Below are 17,478 nucleotides of genomic sequence, written 5' to 3'. Positions count from 1 at the left end.
TCACACCCGTTCCCATACCGAACACGGAAGTTAAGCTCTTCAGCGCCGATGGTAGTTGGGGGCTTCCCCCTGCGAGAGTAGGACGTCGCTTCGCAAGAAGGCACCACTGAAAAAGTGGTGCTTTTTTGTTTAATAATAAATATCAAGAACTGAAAGCCTGTCCGATAAGATAATGAAGCAGGCAAAAAAGATGAGGAAATTCAAATCAGCAACAGGCTTCGGAGCCAGCGCCGGGAGTGGGGGCATTCCCTGCGAGAGATAGACGCGCGCTTCACAAAGGCAGCACTGAAAAAGTTATAATTAGCCCTGCATTACACAAAACCCTTGACAATCTCTCATTGGAATGTCAAAGGCTTAAAAATTTAAGAATCCGTTATGAAATACTTTGCCATTCTTTTTAATTAAACTGACGAATGTGGAACACGGAAGGAAGTTAACTACGCCTTTCAACTCGCCTGTACCGGGTTTTCGCGGAATAAAATGGTGACGTTATTGTTAGAAGCTTCAACCTTTACATCAATACCGTTTGGAATGGTCATCATTGGATCCGTATGTCCAAAATCAACATTGTACACAATTGGAAAATCATATCCTTTCGTAGCTTGGCAAATGATGTCTACAAATGTATAATCTTGCGAAAATTCCACTTTTGGATGAAAACGTCCGACCACAATTCCATTGATTTTTTCAAAAACCCCCATATGCCGTAATTGAGTTAAATAACGATCGATAGTGCCAGGATTTTCTTGTTCATCTTCTTCTAAAAACAGTACTTTGTTGTCAAAGGATGGGAGAAATTCCGTTCCTGCTAACAGCAACATTGTTCCCATGTTGCCGGCCAAAATTTTTCCCCTTGCTCTTCCTTCTTTAATAATAAGAGGACCATCATTTTTAATAAGTTGCCGCGGCCGTATATCCTCTTTATCCCAGGCTAAAAATTCACTTGTCCAATATTTGCTGGGAGGAATGAGCAACTCATCATTTTGGGTCATTAAAACAGCTTCGAATATAGTTTTGGTGTATTCCAACATTCCGCCATATTCCCCAAATTGGGGCAATAGCGCCGGCCCCATAAAAGTGATTAGTTCAGATTTTTTATGAATCGCCAATAAAATCGCAGTGAAATCACTGTACCCCAATATGATTTTTGGATTTTGTTTTACAAGATCATAATCGATGTATTCTAAAAGTTGGTGCGAATTGTAACCGCCGATTGTATTGATAATCGCTTTAACTTCTTGATCTTGAAACATTTCATGTAAATCCTCTAATCGTTCCTCAACGGTTCCTGCCAAATGTCCAATGCGCTTCAGAGCATTTTTTCCCACTTTCACCTTAAAGCCCATTCTCTCTAATTCGGAAATTCCTCTTTGAAATCTATTAGGGCAAGCTGCGGCGACTGGAGAAGAGGTGGAGATGATTCCGATAGTATCCCCCGGTTTTAATAACTTTGGTTTAATCATAAAAATAAACCTCGCTTTATCAAGAAATGTTAAGGTCGTTAAGTTAATACTAATAATTTACACTATACGAAGATATTAGTTAATAAACAATCAGATGAATAATATTAGGGTAAATAATTAATAAAACATACTATTTATAAAGGCCAATAATCATTCATGGGGACTGCATTCCATTGAAGAAATGTCGAAATATGGATAAATTTTGGAGTGGAATTGTATTAGCAATGTTTAAAAGAACAGTAAAAAGATTGAAAAAAGGAGGCCATCAACGGTTAATTGGTCTAGTAACAGATTTTCGCCATTAAGTTCAATTGGGGGCTAAATTACTTAGGTATAAAAATAGAAAACGGCCTTAAATACGAACATTTAAAAAATATTAAAAATAATTGTTCGCATTTCATCGTTGATTTTCTCTTTTACCCTTGTTACAATGAACAAAGGAAAAGTCCCATTAAGGGTTTAAGAATATGCTTTATTTTTCTTCTCTGCCGTGTAAATGTCGGATTATGCGGAAAATAATATCTTGGGTGAGAAAAAGCTGAAAATATAAGACAGCCTCCTATTGCTATGCCCTCAAGTACTCTGCTTTCTGACGTGTAGCGAAGGCGGGCTATTTGAGGTTTTTTTATTCGGAAATATAGTGAATATTCAGGAAAAATAATCATATAAAAGGAGCGTTTTGGATGAATCCTAAAATTGGCGTCATTATGGGAAGTTCCAGCGATTGGGAAACGATGAAACATGCTTGCGACATCTTGGATGAATTGGAAATTCCGTATGAAAAACGAGTGGTATCCGCACATCGTACGCCCGATCTAATGTTTGAATATGCTGAAACTGCCCGTTCGCGGGGCATCCAAGTAATCATCGCGGGAGCAGGGGGAGCTGCTCATTTGCCGGGAATGGTTGCAAGTAAAACGACTTTGCCGGTCATCGGTGTACCGGTGCAATCAAGAGCATTGAACGGGCTTGATTCATTGCTTTCCATTGTGCAAATGCCGGGAGGAGTTCCTGTTGCCACAGTTGCGATTGGGAAAGCGGGCGCTACCAATGCAGGGCTGTTGGCGGCGCAAATCTTATCGATTACAGATAAAGAAATCGCAGAAAAATTGGAAGCAAGACGAGAACAATTAAAACAAAAAGTGTTAGAAAGTTCAGGTGACTTGAAGTGACAAAAACAATTTACCCCGGTCAAACAATCGGCATCATCGGCGGCGGACAATTGGGCCGGATGATGGCGCTCAGCGCAAAAGAAGCAGGCTTTAAAATTGCCGTGCTTGATCCGACAATGGATTCGCCATGCGGACAAGTTGCGGATATTCAAATTGTGGCACCTTATGACGATGAAGCCGCGCTGGAAGAATTGGCCGAAGTGAGCGATGTTATCACGTTCGAATTTGAAAACATTGATTATGAAGGACTAAAAAAATTAACCGAGATTGCTTATGTTCCTCAGGGGGCTGAAATCATCCGCATCACTCAAAACCGCGTGACAGAAAAAGATGCGATAGTAAAAGCGGGTTGCCCAGTGGCACCCTACATTGTTTGCAACAACTATGAGGAACTTGTAGAAAATGTTGACCAAATCGGCTATCCATGCATTGTTAAAACTGCGCGTTTTGGTTATGACGGAAAAGGGCAGCAGAAGCTTGATTCAAAAGAAGATTTACCGTTGGCCAAGGAGTTATTCAAGCACTCGCAATGTGTTGTGGAAGGATTTGTTCCTTTTGAGAAGGAAATTTCTGTAATTATTCAGAGAAACGGAAATGGCGAGACATATTGTTTGCCTGTCGGGGAAAATATTCATGTCAATCACATTTTGCATGAAACCATTGTACCGGCCCGGATTTCCGATGAAACAAAGAAACTGGCGGAAGAAGCCGCACTGAAAATTGCAGAGCATTTGAAATTAATCGGAACATTGGCGGTAGAAATGTTCGTGCTGAAAGATGGGCAAATCATCATAAATGAATTGGCGCCAAGACCTCATAATTCCGGCCACTATTCTATTGAAGCGTGCAATATTTCCCAATTCGCGCAGCATGTCCGTGCCATTGCCGGTTGGCCGCTGCGCAAACCGAAACTGCATTCCCCTGCCGTGATGGTGAACGTTTTGGGTCAACATGTGGCGCCGTTGATCAATTCGATTACAAAATATCCGGATTGGTCTATCCACATTTATGGAAAAAAAGAGGCGAAAGTGAACAGAAAAATGGGACATGTAACCATTTTGACAGACGATATCGACGCAACATTAAAGGGAATTGAAGATTCTGGAATTTGGTCAAAATAAGAAAAGGAGATTCAGAAATGATTGAACGTTATACACGACCAGAAATGGGAGCAATTTGGACGGAAGAAAACAAATTCAAAGCATGGCTAGAAGTGGAGCTTTTGGCCTGCGAAGCCTGGTCAGAGCTTGGTGTGATACCGAAGGAAGACGTAGTGAAGCTGCGCCAAAACGCAAAATTCGAAATCAACCGGATTTATGAAATCGAACAAGTTACAAAACACGACGTAGTGGCGTTTACCCGCGCCGTTTCCGAGTCCCTCGGAGACGAGAAAAAATGGGTGCACTACGGCCTCACTTCAACGGATGTTGTGGATACGGCCCTTTCTTACTTAATTAAACAAGCCAACAACATTTTGAGAAAAGATATCCAAAATTTCATTGATGTATTAACGGAAAAGGCAAAAGAACATAAATATACCGTGATGATGGGCCGCACACATGGCGTTCATGCGGAACCGACGACATTCGGCTTAAAGCTTGCCTTGTGGCGCGAAGAAATGCTGCGAAATCAAGAACGTTTCGAAAGAGCGGCAAAAACGATTGAAACAGGAAAAATTTCAGGTGCTGTCGGCACTTACGCCAATATCGATCCGTTTGTAGAAAAGTATGTTTGTGAAAAATTAGGCCTCACCCCTGCGCCGATTTCAACACAGACTTTACAGCGGGACCGCCACGCAGAATACATCGCAACATTGGCTCTAATTGCGACATCCATCGAAAAATTCGCAACGGAAATCCGCGGATTGCAAAAATCCGAAGTCCGCGAAGTGGAAGAAGGATTTGCAAAGGGGCAAAAAGGTTCTTCGGCGATGCCTCATAAACGCAACCCGATCGGTTCGGAAAATATGGCTGGAATTGCCCGCGTCGTACGTGGACATGTTGTTACAGCTTATGAAAATATTCCTTTGTGGCATGAACGGGATATTTCCCATTCATCAGCGGAACGGATCATTATTCCTGATACGACGATAGCACTTAACTACATGTTGAACCGTTTCACTAACATTGTGAAAAACTTGACCGTGTTCCCAGAAAATATGAAACGCAACATGGAAGCCACATTCGGCCTGATTTATTCACAGCGCGTTCTATTAAAACTGATTGATAAAGGCCTATCCCGAGAAGAAGCGTATGATACGGTTCAACCGCTTACTGCCAGAGCATGGGACGAGCAAATACCGTTCCGTCCGCTTGTTGAAGCGGATGAGAAAATCAGTTCGCTTCTGACGAAAGAAGAAATTGATGATTGCTTCGATTACCATTGGCATTTGAAAAATGTCGATTATATTTTTGACCGCCTAGGTTTAAATGATTAATTCGATTTACAAAACTTTTTACAATCTGAAATACTGGGGGAACGGGTATGCAAAAAGGCGCACTCTTATATGAAGGAAAAGCAAAACGTTTATATGCCACAGACCAGGAAGATGTGTTGTTTGTCGAATACAAAAACAGCGCCACTGCCTTTAATGGACTAAAAAAAGCGGAGATTGAGGGAAAAGGAATATTGAACAACAAAATTTCCACCCTCATTTTTGAACGATTAAAACAGCAAGGGATTGAGTCCCATTTTATTCAAAGGGTATCAGAAAACGAACAGCTCGTGAAAAAAGTGGACATTATCCCGCTTGAAGTGGTTGTCCGCAATATTGCCGCCGGAAGCTTTGCAGAGCGGCTCGGCATAGAAGAAGGTACGCCATTAAAACGGCCGATCGTCGAGTTCTATTATAAAAACGATGATTTAAAAGACCCGTTAATCAATAATGATCACATTGAGATTCTGGGTCTCGCCACAAAAGAAGAAGTTCAAACGATTACGGATCAGGCATTGAAGGTTAACGAAGCATTGCGGAAAATTTTTGATGAAATCGGCATTATTTTGGTTGATTTCAAATTGGAATTCGGCCGCGACAAGGACGGGAACATCCTGCTTGCCGACGAAATTTCGCCGGATACTTGCCGGCTTTGGGATGCAGAAACGAAAACCAAACTTGATAAAGACGTGTTTAGACGGGATCTTGGAAATCTAATAGATGTATATCAGATTATACTTTCAAGACTTGGAGGAAATTGAAATGAAGAAAGTTAAAATTTATGTTACTTTGCGTGAAAGTGTTTTAGACCCGCAAGGATCAGCCGTAAAAGGTTCTTTGGTAAACATGGGATACAAAGAAGTGGAAGATGTCCGCATAGGTAAATATTTGGAATTGTTGATTAATGACACTGACCGCGATCTCAACGAAATGGTAAAAGAAATGTGCGAAAAGCTGCTTGCGAACACTGTAATTGAGGATTATCGCTTTGAAATCGAGGAGGCTAACTGATTATGAAATTTGCTGTACTCGTTTTCCCAGGTTCGAACTGTGATGTTGATATGTATCATGCCATTAAGGACGAATTGGGCGAAGAGGTGGAATTCGTATGGCATGATGCAACCGATTTAAGCGGATTTGACGCCATTTTAATTCCTGGCGGGTTCTCCTATGGGGATTACTTGCGCTGCGGCGCCATGGCAAGCCAGTCCAATGTGATGAAAGCGGTAAAGGAAGCAGCTGAAGAAGGAAAACCGATTTTAGGAGTTTGCAACGGGTTCCAAATTTTGACGGAAGCTGGCCTCCTTCCTGGCGCATTACTTCGCAATAAAAACTTAAAGTTCATTTGCCGTACGGTTCCGTTGAAAGTTGAAAACAATCAAACAATGTTCACGAATCAATACGATCAAGGACAAATCATTCATATTCCGATTGCCCACGGCGAAGGAAATTACTATTGTGACGAAGAAACATTGAAAAAATTAAAAGAAAACAATCAAATCGTTTTCACATATGCGGGAGAAAACCCGAACGGAAGCTTGGAAAACATTGCAGGCATTGTGAACGAACGGGGCAATGTACTTGGCATGATGCCTCACCCGGAGCGCGCGGTGGATGCATTACTTGGAAGTGCTGACGGACTGGCGTTATTTAAATCAATTGTGAAACAGTGGAGGGAAACACATGTCTAATTATGAACCAACAGCAGAGCAAATTAAGGAACAAAAGCTTTACCGCGACATGGGGTTAAGTGATGAAGAGTTTGCGATGATCGAGAAAATACTAGGTCGCCTTCCAAACTGGACAGAAACAGGTTTGTTCTCTGTAATGTGGTCTGAACACTGTTCATATAAAAATTCAAAACCGGTGTTGCGCAAATTCCCGACAAAAGGACCCCGCGTATTGCAAGGCCCTGGTGAAGGCGCCGGGATCGTGGACATCGACGACGGACAAGCAGTGGTATTCAAAATGGAATCCCATAACCACCCTTCAGCGATTGAACCTTACCAGGGCGCGGCAACAGGGGTTGGCGGAATTATCCGCGACGTTTTCTCCATGGGCGCCCGTCCTGTTGCGCTTCTAAACTCTTTGCGCTTCGGCGAATTGAAGTCACCACGGGTGAAGTACTTATTTGAAGAGGTCGTTGCAGGGATTGCCGGATATGGGAACTGTATCGGAATCCCGACAGTCGGCGGGGAAGTGCAATTCGATCCATGCTATGAAGGGAATCCTTTGGTCAACGCCATGTGTGTAGGTTTGATCGACCATAAAGATATCCAAAAAGGCGTGGCTGCAGGCGTAGGAAACACAGTGATGTATGTGGGAGCCAAAACAGGCCGTGACGGTATCCACGGTGCAACCTTTGCATCTGAGGAATTGAGCGAGGAATCCGAAGAAAAACGGCCGGCCGTTCAAGTGGGAGACCCGTTCATGGAAAAGCTTCTCCTTGAAGCATGCTTGGAAGTAGTAAAATCCGATGCACTTGTCGGAATCCAGGATATGGGTGCTGCTGGTCTTACGTCTTCTTCTTCCGAGATGGCATCAAAAGCCGGATCAGGCATTGAAATGAATCTGGATTTGGTTCCTCAGCGCGAAACGGGAATGACGGCTTATGAGATGATGTTATCCGAGTCCCAGGAACGGATGCTTTTGGTCGTGAAAAAAGGCCGCGAAGAAGAAGTGCAAAAAATCTTTGAAAAATACGGTTTGGATGCGGTAGCGATCGGCCGGGTAACAGATGATAAAATGCTAAGACTCATCCATAAAGGCAAAGTGGTGGCGGAAGTTCCTGCCGATGCGTTGGCAAAAGATGCCCCGGTTTACCATAAACCATCCAAAGAACCTGAATATTTCAGAGAATTTCAGGCAATGGAGAATACGGAACCGGAAGTTGCCGACCTGAAGGAAACATTCCTGAAATTGCTGCAAGCGCCGACAATCGCCTCTAAAGAATGGGTTTACGACCAATTCGACTATCAGGTGCGTACGAATACGGTGGTAACACCTGGTTCCGATGCGGCAGTATTGCGCATCCGTGGAACAAATAAAGGCCTTGCTATGACAGCTGACTGCAACTCCCGATACATTTACCTGGATCCTGAAACAGGAGGAAAAATTGCAGTTGCAGAAGCTGCCCGCAACATAGTGGCATCCGGCGGCGAACCATTGGCCATTACAGACTGCCTGAATTTCGGTAATCCGGAAAAACCTGAAATCTTCTGGCAGCTGGAAAAGAGTGCGGACGGAATTTCAGCGGCTTGCACCGCTTTGGAAACACCGGTCATCAGCGGAAACGTATCCCTATATAATGAACATTCCGGCCAGGCGGTATATCCGACGCCGACAATCGGCATGGTTGGACTTGTAAAAGACTTATCCCATGTAACAACGCAATACGTAAAACAATCCGGAGACATTGTATATTTGCTGGGTGAGACAAAAACGGAATTCGGCGGATCCGAGCTCCAAAAATTAGTGTACGGAAAAATCTTTGGCAAAGCGCCATCCATCGATTTGGAAACGGAAGCGTCGCGCCAAAAAGCGCTGCTTTCCGCAATTCGCGCAGGACTTGTACAATCTGCCCACGATGTGGCTGAAGGTGGCGTAGCCGTTGCGTTGGCCGAAAAAACATTTAATGAAAGCGGCCTTGGAATCCATGTGAAATTGGAAGGTTCGCCCGTGACAGCTTTATTCAGCGAATCTCAATCACGCTTCATCGTGACAGTAAAAGAAGAGAACGCCCAGGCATTTGAAAACATGATACCGGAAGCGAAGAAAATCGGTGTCGTAACAAACGACGGAAAAATTACAATCGAAGGAGAATCCGGCGTATTGATTGAAGGAACAGTCGAAGAATTTTACAGTGCTTGGAAAGGAGCTATCCCATGCTTGCTGAAATCAGAGGCTTAAACGAAGAATGTGGAGTATTTGGGATATGGGGGCATGATCAAGCTGCCAAATTGAGTTATTACGGCCTGCATGCATTGCAACACCGCGGACAAGAAGGTGCTGGCATCGTCTCAACGGACGGCCAGTACTTCAAATCCGTAAAAGGTGAAGGTCTTGTAAATGAGGTCTTTAATGAAGAAAAATTAAACAGCCTGACAGGAAAATCGGCCATTGCCCATGTTCGTTATACAACGGCCGGAGGAGGGGGAATTGATAACGTACAACCGTTATTATTCCGTTCTTCCACTGGTACAATGGCCGTAGCTCATAACGGAAATTTGGTCAATGCCAATCATTTGAAGCAACATCTGGAACGTTCGGGCAGCATTTTCCATTCAACTTCGGATACAGAAGTCATTGTGCATCTGATCAAAAAAAGCAAAAAGCCTCGTTTTATTGAGCAAGTAAAAGAAGCTCTTTCGCTATTGAAAGGCGCCTTTTCCGTCATCATCCTGACGAGAGATAAAATGCTGCTTGCCCGTGACCGCAACGGTTTGCGCCCGCTTTCCATCGGCAAATTGGGAGACGCATGGGTGGCTTCATCCGAAACATGCGCTTTTGACCTGATCGGCGCAGAATTTATCCGGGAAGTTCAGCCTGGAGAAATTGTCATCATTTCGGACGACGGCATTGAAGAAGACCGCTATGCCCCAATGGAACAACGGGCAATGTGCGCAATGGAATATATCTATTTTGCCCGTCCTGATTCCAATATCGACCATGTCAACATTCATATGGCCCGTAAACGGATGGGTAAACAATTGGCCAAAGAAATGGGGCACATTGACGCGGACGTTGTGACGGGAGTTCCGGACTCTTCCATCTCCGCTGCCATCGGGTTTGCCGAAGAAATCGGAATTCCTTACGAAATGGGATTAATCAAAAACCGCTATGTCGGCAGAACGTTTATCCAACCGACACAGGAATTGCGTGAACGCGGAGTGAAAATGAAATTATCTCCGGTCGTTCAAGTAGTGCGCGGGAAACGGGTCGTCATGGTGGATGACTCCATCGTCAGAGGAACGACTTCGCGCCGTATCGTGAAAATGTTAAAAGAAGCCGGGGCCAAAGAAGTGCATGTGGCCATCACTTCTCCTCCAATTTCCAATCCTTGTTTCTATGGGATTGATATTTCATCGGATGAAGAATTAATTGCAGCCGGAAGAACGGTAGAAGAAATCCGGGAAGCAATCGGTGCGGATTCCTTGACATTTTTGTCGCCAGAGGGATTGGTCGAAGCCGTATCAAGACCTTTTGACGATGAAAATGGCGGTCTTTGCATGGCATGCTTTACCGGCAAATATCCAACTGAAATTTTCCCGGACACTGTCTTGCCGCATTTAAAAGAACTTTCACGTTAAGGAGGAAGAATCATGTCGAAGGCATACGAACAAGCGGGGGTAAATATCGAAGCGGGTTATGAAGCTGTAAAACGCATGAAAGCCCATGTCGAAAGAACGAAGCGGAAAGGCGTCATGGGAGCGTTTGGCAGCTTCGGCGGCATGTTCGATTTATCTTCATTAAATTATAAAGAACCGGTGCTCATTTCCGGTACAGATGGTGTCGGGACAAAATTGAAATTGGCATTTATGGCGGATAAACATAACACGGTCGGAATCGATTGCGTGGCAATGTGCGTGAACGATATTGTCGCCCAAGGAGCAGAGCCGCTGTACTTCCTGGATTATATAGCGGTCGGAAAAGCCAATCCGGCGAAAATCGAGAAAATTGTCAGCGGCGTTGCGGACGGCTGTGTGCAGGCGGGCGCTGCATTAATCGGCGGGGAAACGGCCGAAATGCCCGGCCTGTATGACGAGGATGAATACGATATTGCCGGTTTTGCGGTTGGTGCCTGCGAAAAATCCGATGTGGTGACGGGCGAAAAAATCGTTGAAGGCGATGTGCTTGTCGGGCTTGCTTCAAGCGGAGTGCATTCCAACGGCTACTCCCTTGTCCGCAAAATCGTATTTAACGAATGCGGCTATCAATATGATGAGATCATTGATGGATACGAAGATTTAGGGCCGATTGGCGATGCGCTTCTGACACCGACGAAAATTTACGCAAAACCGGTGCTTGACATATTGAAGCAAGTGGATGTGCACGGCATGGCCCACATCACGGGCGGAGGATTTTACGAAAACTTGCCGCGCATGATGCCTGAAGGTCTCGCAACAGAAATCCATTTAGGAACATGGGAAATTCCGCGCATTTTTGAATTCCTGAAGGACAAAGGTTCCCTGGCGGATCGGGATTTATACAATGTGTTCAATATGGGAATCGGCTTTGTGCTGTCCGTTTCTGCAGAAGATGCGGACAAAGTGGTGGAAATCGCGGAAAAACATGGAGAAAAAGCTTATAAAATCGGCCGTGTCGTAAAAGGTGAAGGAGTCATCTTTGAAGGCGATCATGATGGGAGCTTGAGCGAATGACAACAAAAATAGCGGTGTTTGCTTCAGGAAGCGGAACAAATTTTCAGGCGATCCAAGAAGCCATTGAACGCGGAGAATTGGATGCAAAGATCGAAATCCTCGTAACGGATAAACCGGAAGCATATGTGGTAAAACGGGCGGAAAAATTCGGAATCCCGGTTTTCTCTTTCTCGCCGAAAAATTACGAGTCAAAAGCCGCATATGAAACCGAAATCGCAAAAATATTGGAAGAAAAAGAAGTGGAATGGATTGTGCTGGCCGGCTATATGCGGCTTGTCGGCGAAACCCTCCTATCGAAGTATCCGAATAAAATTGTGAATATTCACCCATCTCTTTTGCCGGCTTTTCCTGGAAAGGATGCGATTGGACAGGCGCTTCGTCACGGGGTGAAAGTGACCGGCGTCACTGTCCACTATGTAGATGAAGGGATGGATACCGGTCCAATTATTGCACAAAAAGCTGTGGAAGTCGTGGAAGGCGACCGGGAAGCAACGGAAGAACGCATCCATCAAGTGGAACATGAACTCTATCCAAATACGTTAAAACAATTATTTGAACGATAAACAATCGGGGAAAAGCGGGAGTGCTTTTCCCATGCTCATTCCAAACAAAATAAAAATTGGGGGCTTTGACGGTGGCAAAACGTGCGCTCATTAGTGTATCAAACAAAGAAGGAATTGTTGAATTCGCAAAAGAATTGGTTGCATTAGGGTATGAAATTTTATCTACAGGCGGTACAAAAAAATTGCTTCAAGAAAATGACGTACCTGTGACAGGCGTGGATGAAGTAACGAAATTCCCTGAAATCCTTGATGGACGGGTAAAAACGTTAAATCCGATGATTCACGGGGGGCTGCTCGGAAAATTCGACGATCCTTCCCATCAGGCACAAATGAAAGAACATGGCATTGAACCGATAGAAATTGTTTGTGTCAACCTATATCCATTTGTTGAAACCATCTCAAAACCGGATGTGACATATGAAGAAGCGATTGAAAACATCGATATCGGCGGTCCGACGATGTTGCGTGCGGCTGCGAAAAACCACAAATATGTGACAGTGATTGTGGACAGCAACGACTATCAAACGGTTCTTGACGAATTGAAAGCAAACGGTGCCACATCCTTTGAAACGCGCAAAAAACTTGCTGCGAAAGTGTTCCGTCATACAGCAAGCTATGATGCGTACATTTCGAACTATTTAACAGAGGAACAGTTCCCTGAAACATTGACGCTCACTTACGAATTAAAGCAAACTTTGCGCTATGGTGAAAACCCTCACCAAAAAGCCGCATTCTATAAAAAACGTTTAGGATCCGATTTCTCCCTTGCTTATGCCACTCAATTGCATGGAAAAGAACTATCCTATAACAACATCCAGGATGGAAATGCGGCCCTTCAAATCGTGAAAGAATTCAAAGAGCCGGCAGCAGTGGCGGTAAAACATATGAATCCTTGCGGCGTCGGAGTAGGAAGCACAATTGAAGAAGCTTTTGATAAAGCATACGAAGCCGATCCGGTTTCCATTTTTGGAGGAATTGTTGCATTAAACCGTGAAGTCGATGCGGCAACGGCGGAAAAATTAAGCAAAATCTTCTTGGAAATCATTATTGCGCCTTCATTTACGGAAGAAGCATTGGAAATTTTGACGAAGAAGAAAAACATCCGCTTATTGACAATCGACTTCTCACAACAGAAAAAAGATCCGTTCAAAGTGGTTTCCGTAGAAGGCGGTCTGCTCGTACAAGATGATGATACGTACGGTTTTGAAGACGCAGACATCAAAGTGGTGACTGACCGCGAACCGACAGAAGAGGAATGGGAAGCTTTAAAACTTGGCTGGAAAGTGGTAAAACACGTGAAATCCAATGCCATTGTGGTAAACAATAAAGAGATGACATTGGGAATCGGCGCAGGTCAGATGAATCGTGTCGGCGCTGCGCGAATTGCTTTGGAACAGGCCGGAGAAAAGGCAAAAGGGGCTGTATTGGCATCTGACGCCTTCTTCCCGATGCCTGACACAGTGGAAGAAGCCATTAAAGCAGGAATTACGGCAATTATTCAACCTGGCGGATCCATCCGCGACCAGGATTCCATCGATGCGGCGAACAAAGCGGGCATTGCGATGGTATTTACCGGAGTAAGACATTTCAAACATTAATGAATAAAAGACGGCTCGGTCTGCAGCCGTCTTTTCTAAAGTAAGCAAGGATTTTTCAAAGCTTCATCGAAATTGGTTGAATAGACACGGCAATACAACCGAAAAAAGTCTTGATTCTATTGGAGGGGACCATATGAAAGTTTTAGTTGTCGGAAGCGGCGGACGCGAGCATGCCATCGCAAAGAAATTCAGCATTTCTCCGATTGTTGAAAAAGTGTACGTGGCGCCCGGAAATGATGGAATGCGCGATTGTGCGGAACTGGTGCCGATTGATGTATTGGATTTTGAAAATCTGGCAAAGTTTGCGAAAGAACAGCAAATTGATTTAACTTTTGTTGGACCGGAACAACCTCTTGCCGCGGGGATTGTCGATTATTTCCAAGAGGAAGGATTAACGATTTTTGGACCGACAAAAAAAGCGGCACAAATTGAAAGCAGCAAATCTTTTGCAAAACAACTGATGAAAAAGTACAACATCCCGACAGCAACTTACGAAACATTTACGGAAGTGGATAAAGCAATTGACTACATCAAGGAAAAAGGCGCTCCAATCGTGATTAAAGCGGACGGCCTTGCAGCCGGAAAAGGCGTAGTAGTGGCGATGACAGAACAGGAAGCCATTGATGCCGTAACGGACATGATTGGCAATCATCGCTTTGGCGAATCATCATCAAAAGTGGTTATTGAGGACTATTTGGAAGGCGAAGAATTTTCCTTCATGTCTTTTGTGCATAAAGGAAAAATTTATCCAATGGTCATCGCCCAGGATCATAAACGCGCCTACGATGGCGACAAAGGTCCGAATACGGGCGGCATGGGAGCTTATTCTCCTGTTCCGCAAATTCCTCAAGAGATGGTGGATCGGGCATACAAAGAAATCATTGAGCCGACCGTAAAAGCGATGGAGCAGGAAGGCGCCTCCTTTACGGGCGTTTTATATGCCGGGCTGATCCTGACAAAAGAAGGGCCAAAAGTCATCGAATTCAATGCCCGCTTCGGCGATCCGGAAACGCAAGTGGTGCTTCCGCGCATGACATCCGATTTTGGACAATTTATGAAGGCGTTAATGGAAGGCGAAGATTTCGACTTGCAATGGTCTGACGAGGCGATGCTCGGGGTTGTCATTGCCGCGGAAGGTTATCCTGGAGCGGTTGAAAAAGGAAACCCTCTTCCAAACCTGGAAGAACTCAGCAAAGAGTTGGAAGTCTATCATGCCGGAACAAAATGGAAAGACGGACAATATGTCGGTAATGGCGGACGTGTGCTGTTGGTGGCGGCCAAAGCCAAAACGTTAAAAGAAGCACAGGAAAAAGTATATGAGGCTATTGGAAAATATTCCTGGAATCGCTTCTTCTACCGAAAAGATATCGGCTGGAGAACGTTTAAATAATGTTTTAATTAAAAAAGCACAAACCAAAATGAAAATGGTTTGTGCTTTTTTATAAACATTAACACGAGGTGCTATCTTGATTTATTCTGACTGCCGGCAACGGCTTGGATGGTGTTGGCGGCTTGTTTTGCAGCAGTTCCGGCTGTTGTAGTGCTTGTGACCGCCCCGGCTACGTTGGCTACCGTTTGCAAAAGATCCGCTTCGTCTCCATTGGAGTTTTGCGATTGGGATTGTTGATTGCTTGTGCCGCTATGGCCGGAATGGTGGGATTGTTGACTGTTTGCTCCGCTATATCTGGAATTGAAGGCAGACATTAAGCTGTCGCCATCGACGAATTCCTGGATGGAAGTGGTAACCGCATCCTTTAAATTTCTGTTAAACAATGCTTTGGCAGGGCAATACAAAAAGAGCCCCTCCGCAATTTTTAACGCCCCGGCAGTAACGGTCAGGGTTCCTAACATTCTGTTTCCGTTTTCTTTCACCAATTGGCTGATTCCGCAGGCTGTTAAGCCGATCCCTAATACAAGACGGACAAAAGCGCTTTTTTCAGAAATGTTTTCTTCCAACAAAATAATCAACTCCTTTGCTCATAAATTTGAAAAATGTACGCACTTTAATTTAATAAAGTGCTGTGTTACGATAAAAACAAGCGATGCTGCCTTTCAGCACTGTTAGTATGTGCGGAACAGATGCAAATAAACAAATAAATGATAGAAGGGTGTGTAACATATGCCACCTTCAATATGGAAAATACAGGAAATCCGTGATCAGGTTGCGGTGGTCGAAGGAAAAAAAGCGCCAACAATTGTTTTAAAAAATGCCCGATACATACATAGCATGTTAAAACAGTGGAAATACGGAAATATATGGATTTTTGGGGGCCGGATTGTGTATGCCGGAAAGGAGATGCCGGTAAATCTGGACGGGACAGAGGTAATCGATTTAGAAGGAAAGACGGTAGTACCAGGTTATATCGAACCGCATGTTCATCCCTTTCAACTTTATAATCCGGAGTCGTTTGCGGATTATGCGGCACAATTTGGCACGACGATGTTCATCAGCGACAATTTGCATTTTGCTGTACATCTCCCAAGAAAGAAAGCGTTTTCAATTATGGAAGGATTGAAAGCATTGCCTTTTTCTTTTTATTGGTGGACAAGATACGACTCGCAAACCGAGCTTGCAGAAGAGGAGCAGCTTTTTACAAACAAATCCATTTTTGAATGGATGGAAAGGGATGATGTTTTGCTTGGCGGGGAATTGACAGGATGGCCCCGTCTATTGCGCGGCGACGACCAAATGCTTTACTGGATCCAATCATCCAAGAAAAAAGGCAAGAAAATTGAAGGGCATTTTCCGGGCGCGTCGGAAAAAACGCTTGCGAGAATGAAACTTCTTGGAGCCGATGGCGACCATGAAGCGATGACGATAGAGGATGTGGAAAAGCGGATTGAACATGGCTACGGGGTTACGTTGAGATATTCATCCATCCGTCCGGATCTTCCCAATCTTTTAAAAGCAATAATAGAAAAAAAGTTGAATATATTTGATCATATAATGTTGACGACAGACGGCTCGACACCGAGTTTTCACCGCGATGGCGTGATGAATCTATGCATAGAAAAGGCCCTTGAAGCCGGAGTGGATCCGATTGATGCTTACAACATGGCCTCATACAATATTGCCAGATATTACAATTTATCCCATTTACATGGCATAATTGCTACAGGGCGATTTGCGACGCTGAATATTTTGAAAGATGAATACCATCCAAATCCGGAATCCGTTTTATCGAAAGGAATCTGGCTGAAAAAGGAAGGAAAAAGAGTACAAGCTTTTTCAAATACCGATTGGAACCGGTATTATCCGCCTCTTGAACTTTCTTTTGATTTAAAGGATGAAGATTTCCAACTATCGACGCCGATCGGAATTGAACTGATCAATGATGTCATTACAAAACCTTATTCTTCCAGCTCTCAGGTGTTCAAAACCGAGCTTCCGCCAGGTTCCGATGAAAGTTTTTTAATTCTTATTGATAAAAATGGCAAATGGCGCATAAATGCCATATTGAAAGGCTTCGCAACGGATGTGATGGGGTTTGCATCCTCATACTCGATAACGGGCGACATTATTTTGATCGGAAAAAAGAAACGTGATATGCAACACGCGTTTGAAGAACTGAAGAAGATGAAGGGAGGAATTGTTCTCGTAGAAAACGGACAAGCCGTTGTGTCGCTTCCTTTAGCCGGCTCGGGCACTTTCTACTTAGGGAGCATGGACGAGCTGATTGAAAAAGAGTCTGCGTTGAAAGCGGCACTGGGCGAAAGAGGATATAAGCATAAAGATGCGATTTATACTTTGTTCTTCTTGGAATCGATCCATTTACCATATATCCGCATCACCCAAAAAGGAATTTTTGATGTCATGAACAAAGAAGTCATCATTCCTTCGGTGATGCGCTAGTTGAAAGGATGAGGA

The 17,478-nt window shown here is 44.1% G+C and carries 15 protein-coding genes and 1 rRNA gene; 14 read left to right on the top strand and 2 right to left on the bottom strand.

What is annotated here, in order from left to right:
* Positions 1-94 (top strand): 5S ribosomal RNA (gene rrf / locus FKZ59_RS12680); the annotation flags it as partial.
* Between the two features lie 352 nt (positions 95-446).
* Here the strand turns inward: rrf and FKZ59_RS12675 are convergent.
* Positions 447-1,463, bottom strand: coding sequence for a S66 peptidase family protein (locus FKZ59_RS12675; RefSeq protein WP_141603129.1), 1,017 nt, complete (start codon positions 1,461-1,463; stop codon positions 447-449).
* Positions 1,464-2,146: 683 nt separating this feature from the next.
* Here FKZ59_RS12675 and purE point away from each other — a divergent pair.
* From purE to purD, 12 genes are all read left to right on the top strand, one after another.
* Entirely contained in the window at positions 2,147-2,635 is a 489-nt protein-coding gene (gene purE, locus FKZ59_RS12670; protein ID WP_141603128.1) for a 5-(carboxyamino)imidazole ribonucleotide mutase, read from the top strand.
* Positions 2,632-3,756: a 5-(carboxyamino)imidazole ribonucleotide synthase gene (gene purK, locus FKZ59_RS12665; protein ID WP_141603127.1), complete on the top strand. Its 1,125-nt coding sequence runs from the start codon at positions 2,632-2,634 to the stop codon at positions 3,754-3,756. The genes purE and purK overlap by 4 nt, the downstream gene beginning before the upstream one ends.
* Positions 3,757-3,773: 17 nt before the next feature.
* Positions 3,774-5,072 carry an adenylosuccinate lyase gene (purB, locus tag FKZ59_RS12660; protein WP_141603126.1) on the top strand — a complete coding sequence of 433 codons (1,299 nt, stop codon included), beginning with the start codon at positions 3,774-3,776 and terminating at the stop codon, positions 5,070-5,072.
* Positions 5,073-5,119: 47 nt separating this feature from the next.
* Complete coding sequence (purC, locus tag FKZ59_RS12655; RefSeq protein WP_141603125.1) at positions 5,120-5,830, top strand: phosphoribosylaminoimidazolesuccinocarboxamide synthase; 711 nt, start codon at positions 5,120-5,122, stop codon at positions 5,828-5,830.
* A gap of 1 nt (position 5,831) precedes the next feature.
* The gene (purS, locus tag FKZ59_RS12650; RefSeq protein ID WP_141603124.1) at positions 5,832-6,080 is read left to right on the top strand and encodes a phosphoribosylformylglycinamidine synthase subunit PurS; all 249 of its coding nucleotides are present in this window, start codon (positions 5,832-5,834) and stop codon (positions 6,078-6,080) included.
* A gap of 2 nt (positions 6,081-6,082) precedes the next feature.
* The gene (gene purQ / locus FKZ59_RS12645) at positions 6,083-6,760 is read left to right on the top strand and encodes a phosphoribosylformylglycinamidine synthase subunit PurQ (protein WP_141603123.1); all 678 of its coding nucleotides are present in this window, start codon (positions 6,083-6,085) and stop codon (positions 6,758-6,760) included.
* Positions 6,753-8,978, top strand: a complete 2,226-nt coding sequence (gene purL / locus FKZ59_RS12640; protein WP_141603122.1) for a phosphoribosylformylglycinamidine synthase subunit PurL — start codon at positions 6,753-6,755, stop codon at positions 8,976-8,978. Before purQ ends, purL begins: the two co-directional genes overlap by 8 nt.
* Complete coding sequence (purF, locus tag FKZ59_RS12635; RefSeq protein ID WP_141603121.1) at positions 8,954-10,378, top strand: amidophosphoribosyltransferase; 1,425 nt, start codon at positions 8,954-8,956, stop codon at positions 10,376-10,378. Before purL ends, purF begins: the two co-directional genes overlap by 25 nt.
* 12 nt (positions 10,379-10,390) lie before the next feature.
* The gene (purM, locus tag FKZ59_RS12630; protein ID WP_141603120.1) at positions 10,391-11,449 is read left to right on the top strand and encodes a phosphoribosylformylglycinamidine cyclo-ligase; all 1,059 of its coding nucleotides are present in this window, start codon (positions 10,391-10,393) and stop codon (positions 11,447-11,449) included.
* Positions 11,446-12,012, top strand: a complete 567-nt coding sequence (purN, locus tag FKZ59_RS12625; RefSeq protein ID WP_141603119.1) for a phosphoribosylglycinamide formyltransferase — start codon at positions 11,446-11,448, stop codon at positions 12,010-12,012. The genes purM and purN overlap by 4 nt, the downstream gene beginning before the upstream one ends.
* Positions 12,013-12,083: 71 nt before the next feature.
* Positions 12,084-13,610 carry a bifunctional phosphoribosylaminoimidazolecarboxamide formyltransferase/IMP cyclohydrolase gene (gene purH, locus FKZ59_RS12620; protein ID WP_141603118.1) on the top strand — a complete coding sequence of 509 codons (1,527 nt, stop codon included), beginning with the start codon at positions 12,084-12,086 and terminating at the stop codon, positions 13,608-13,610.
* 133 nt (positions 13,611-13,743) lie between these two features.
* Positions 13,744-15,000 carry a phosphoribosylamine--glycine ligase gene (gene purD / locus FKZ59_RS12615; RefSeq protein WP_141603117.1) on the top strand — a complete coding sequence of 419 codons (1,257 nt, stop codon included), beginning with the start codon at positions 13,744-13,746 and terminating at the stop codon, positions 14,998-15,000.
* Between the two features lie 71 nt (positions 15,001-15,071).
* Here purD and FKZ59_RS12610 read toward each other — a convergent pair whose 3' ends face one another.
* Complete coding sequence (locus FKZ59_RS12610) at positions 15,072-15,569, bottom strand: YgaP-like transmembrane domain (protein WP_181733292.1); 498 nt, start codon at positions 15,567-15,569, stop codon at positions 15,072-15,074.
* A 160-nt stretch (positions 15,570-15,729) separates the two neighbouring features.
* Here FKZ59_RS12610 and FKZ59_RS12605 point away from each other — a divergent pair, with 160 nt between their 5' ends.
* Positions 15,730-17,463: an adenine deaminase C-terminal domain-containing protein gene (locus FKZ59_RS12605; protein ID WP_141603115.1), complete on the top strand. Its 1,734-nt coding sequence runs from the start codon at positions 15,730-15,732 to the stop codon at positions 17,461-17,463.
* Positions 17,464-17,478 lie beyond the last annotated feature (15 nt).

The organism is Ureibacillus terrenus (assembly GCF_006569205.1).
GTDB lineage: Bacteria > Bacillota > Bacilli > Bacillales_A > Planococcaceae > Ureibacillus > Ureibacillus terrenus.
The sequence above is the reverse complement of the archived record's forward strand: the minus strand, read 5'-3'. Positions and strand labels throughout refer to the sequence as shown.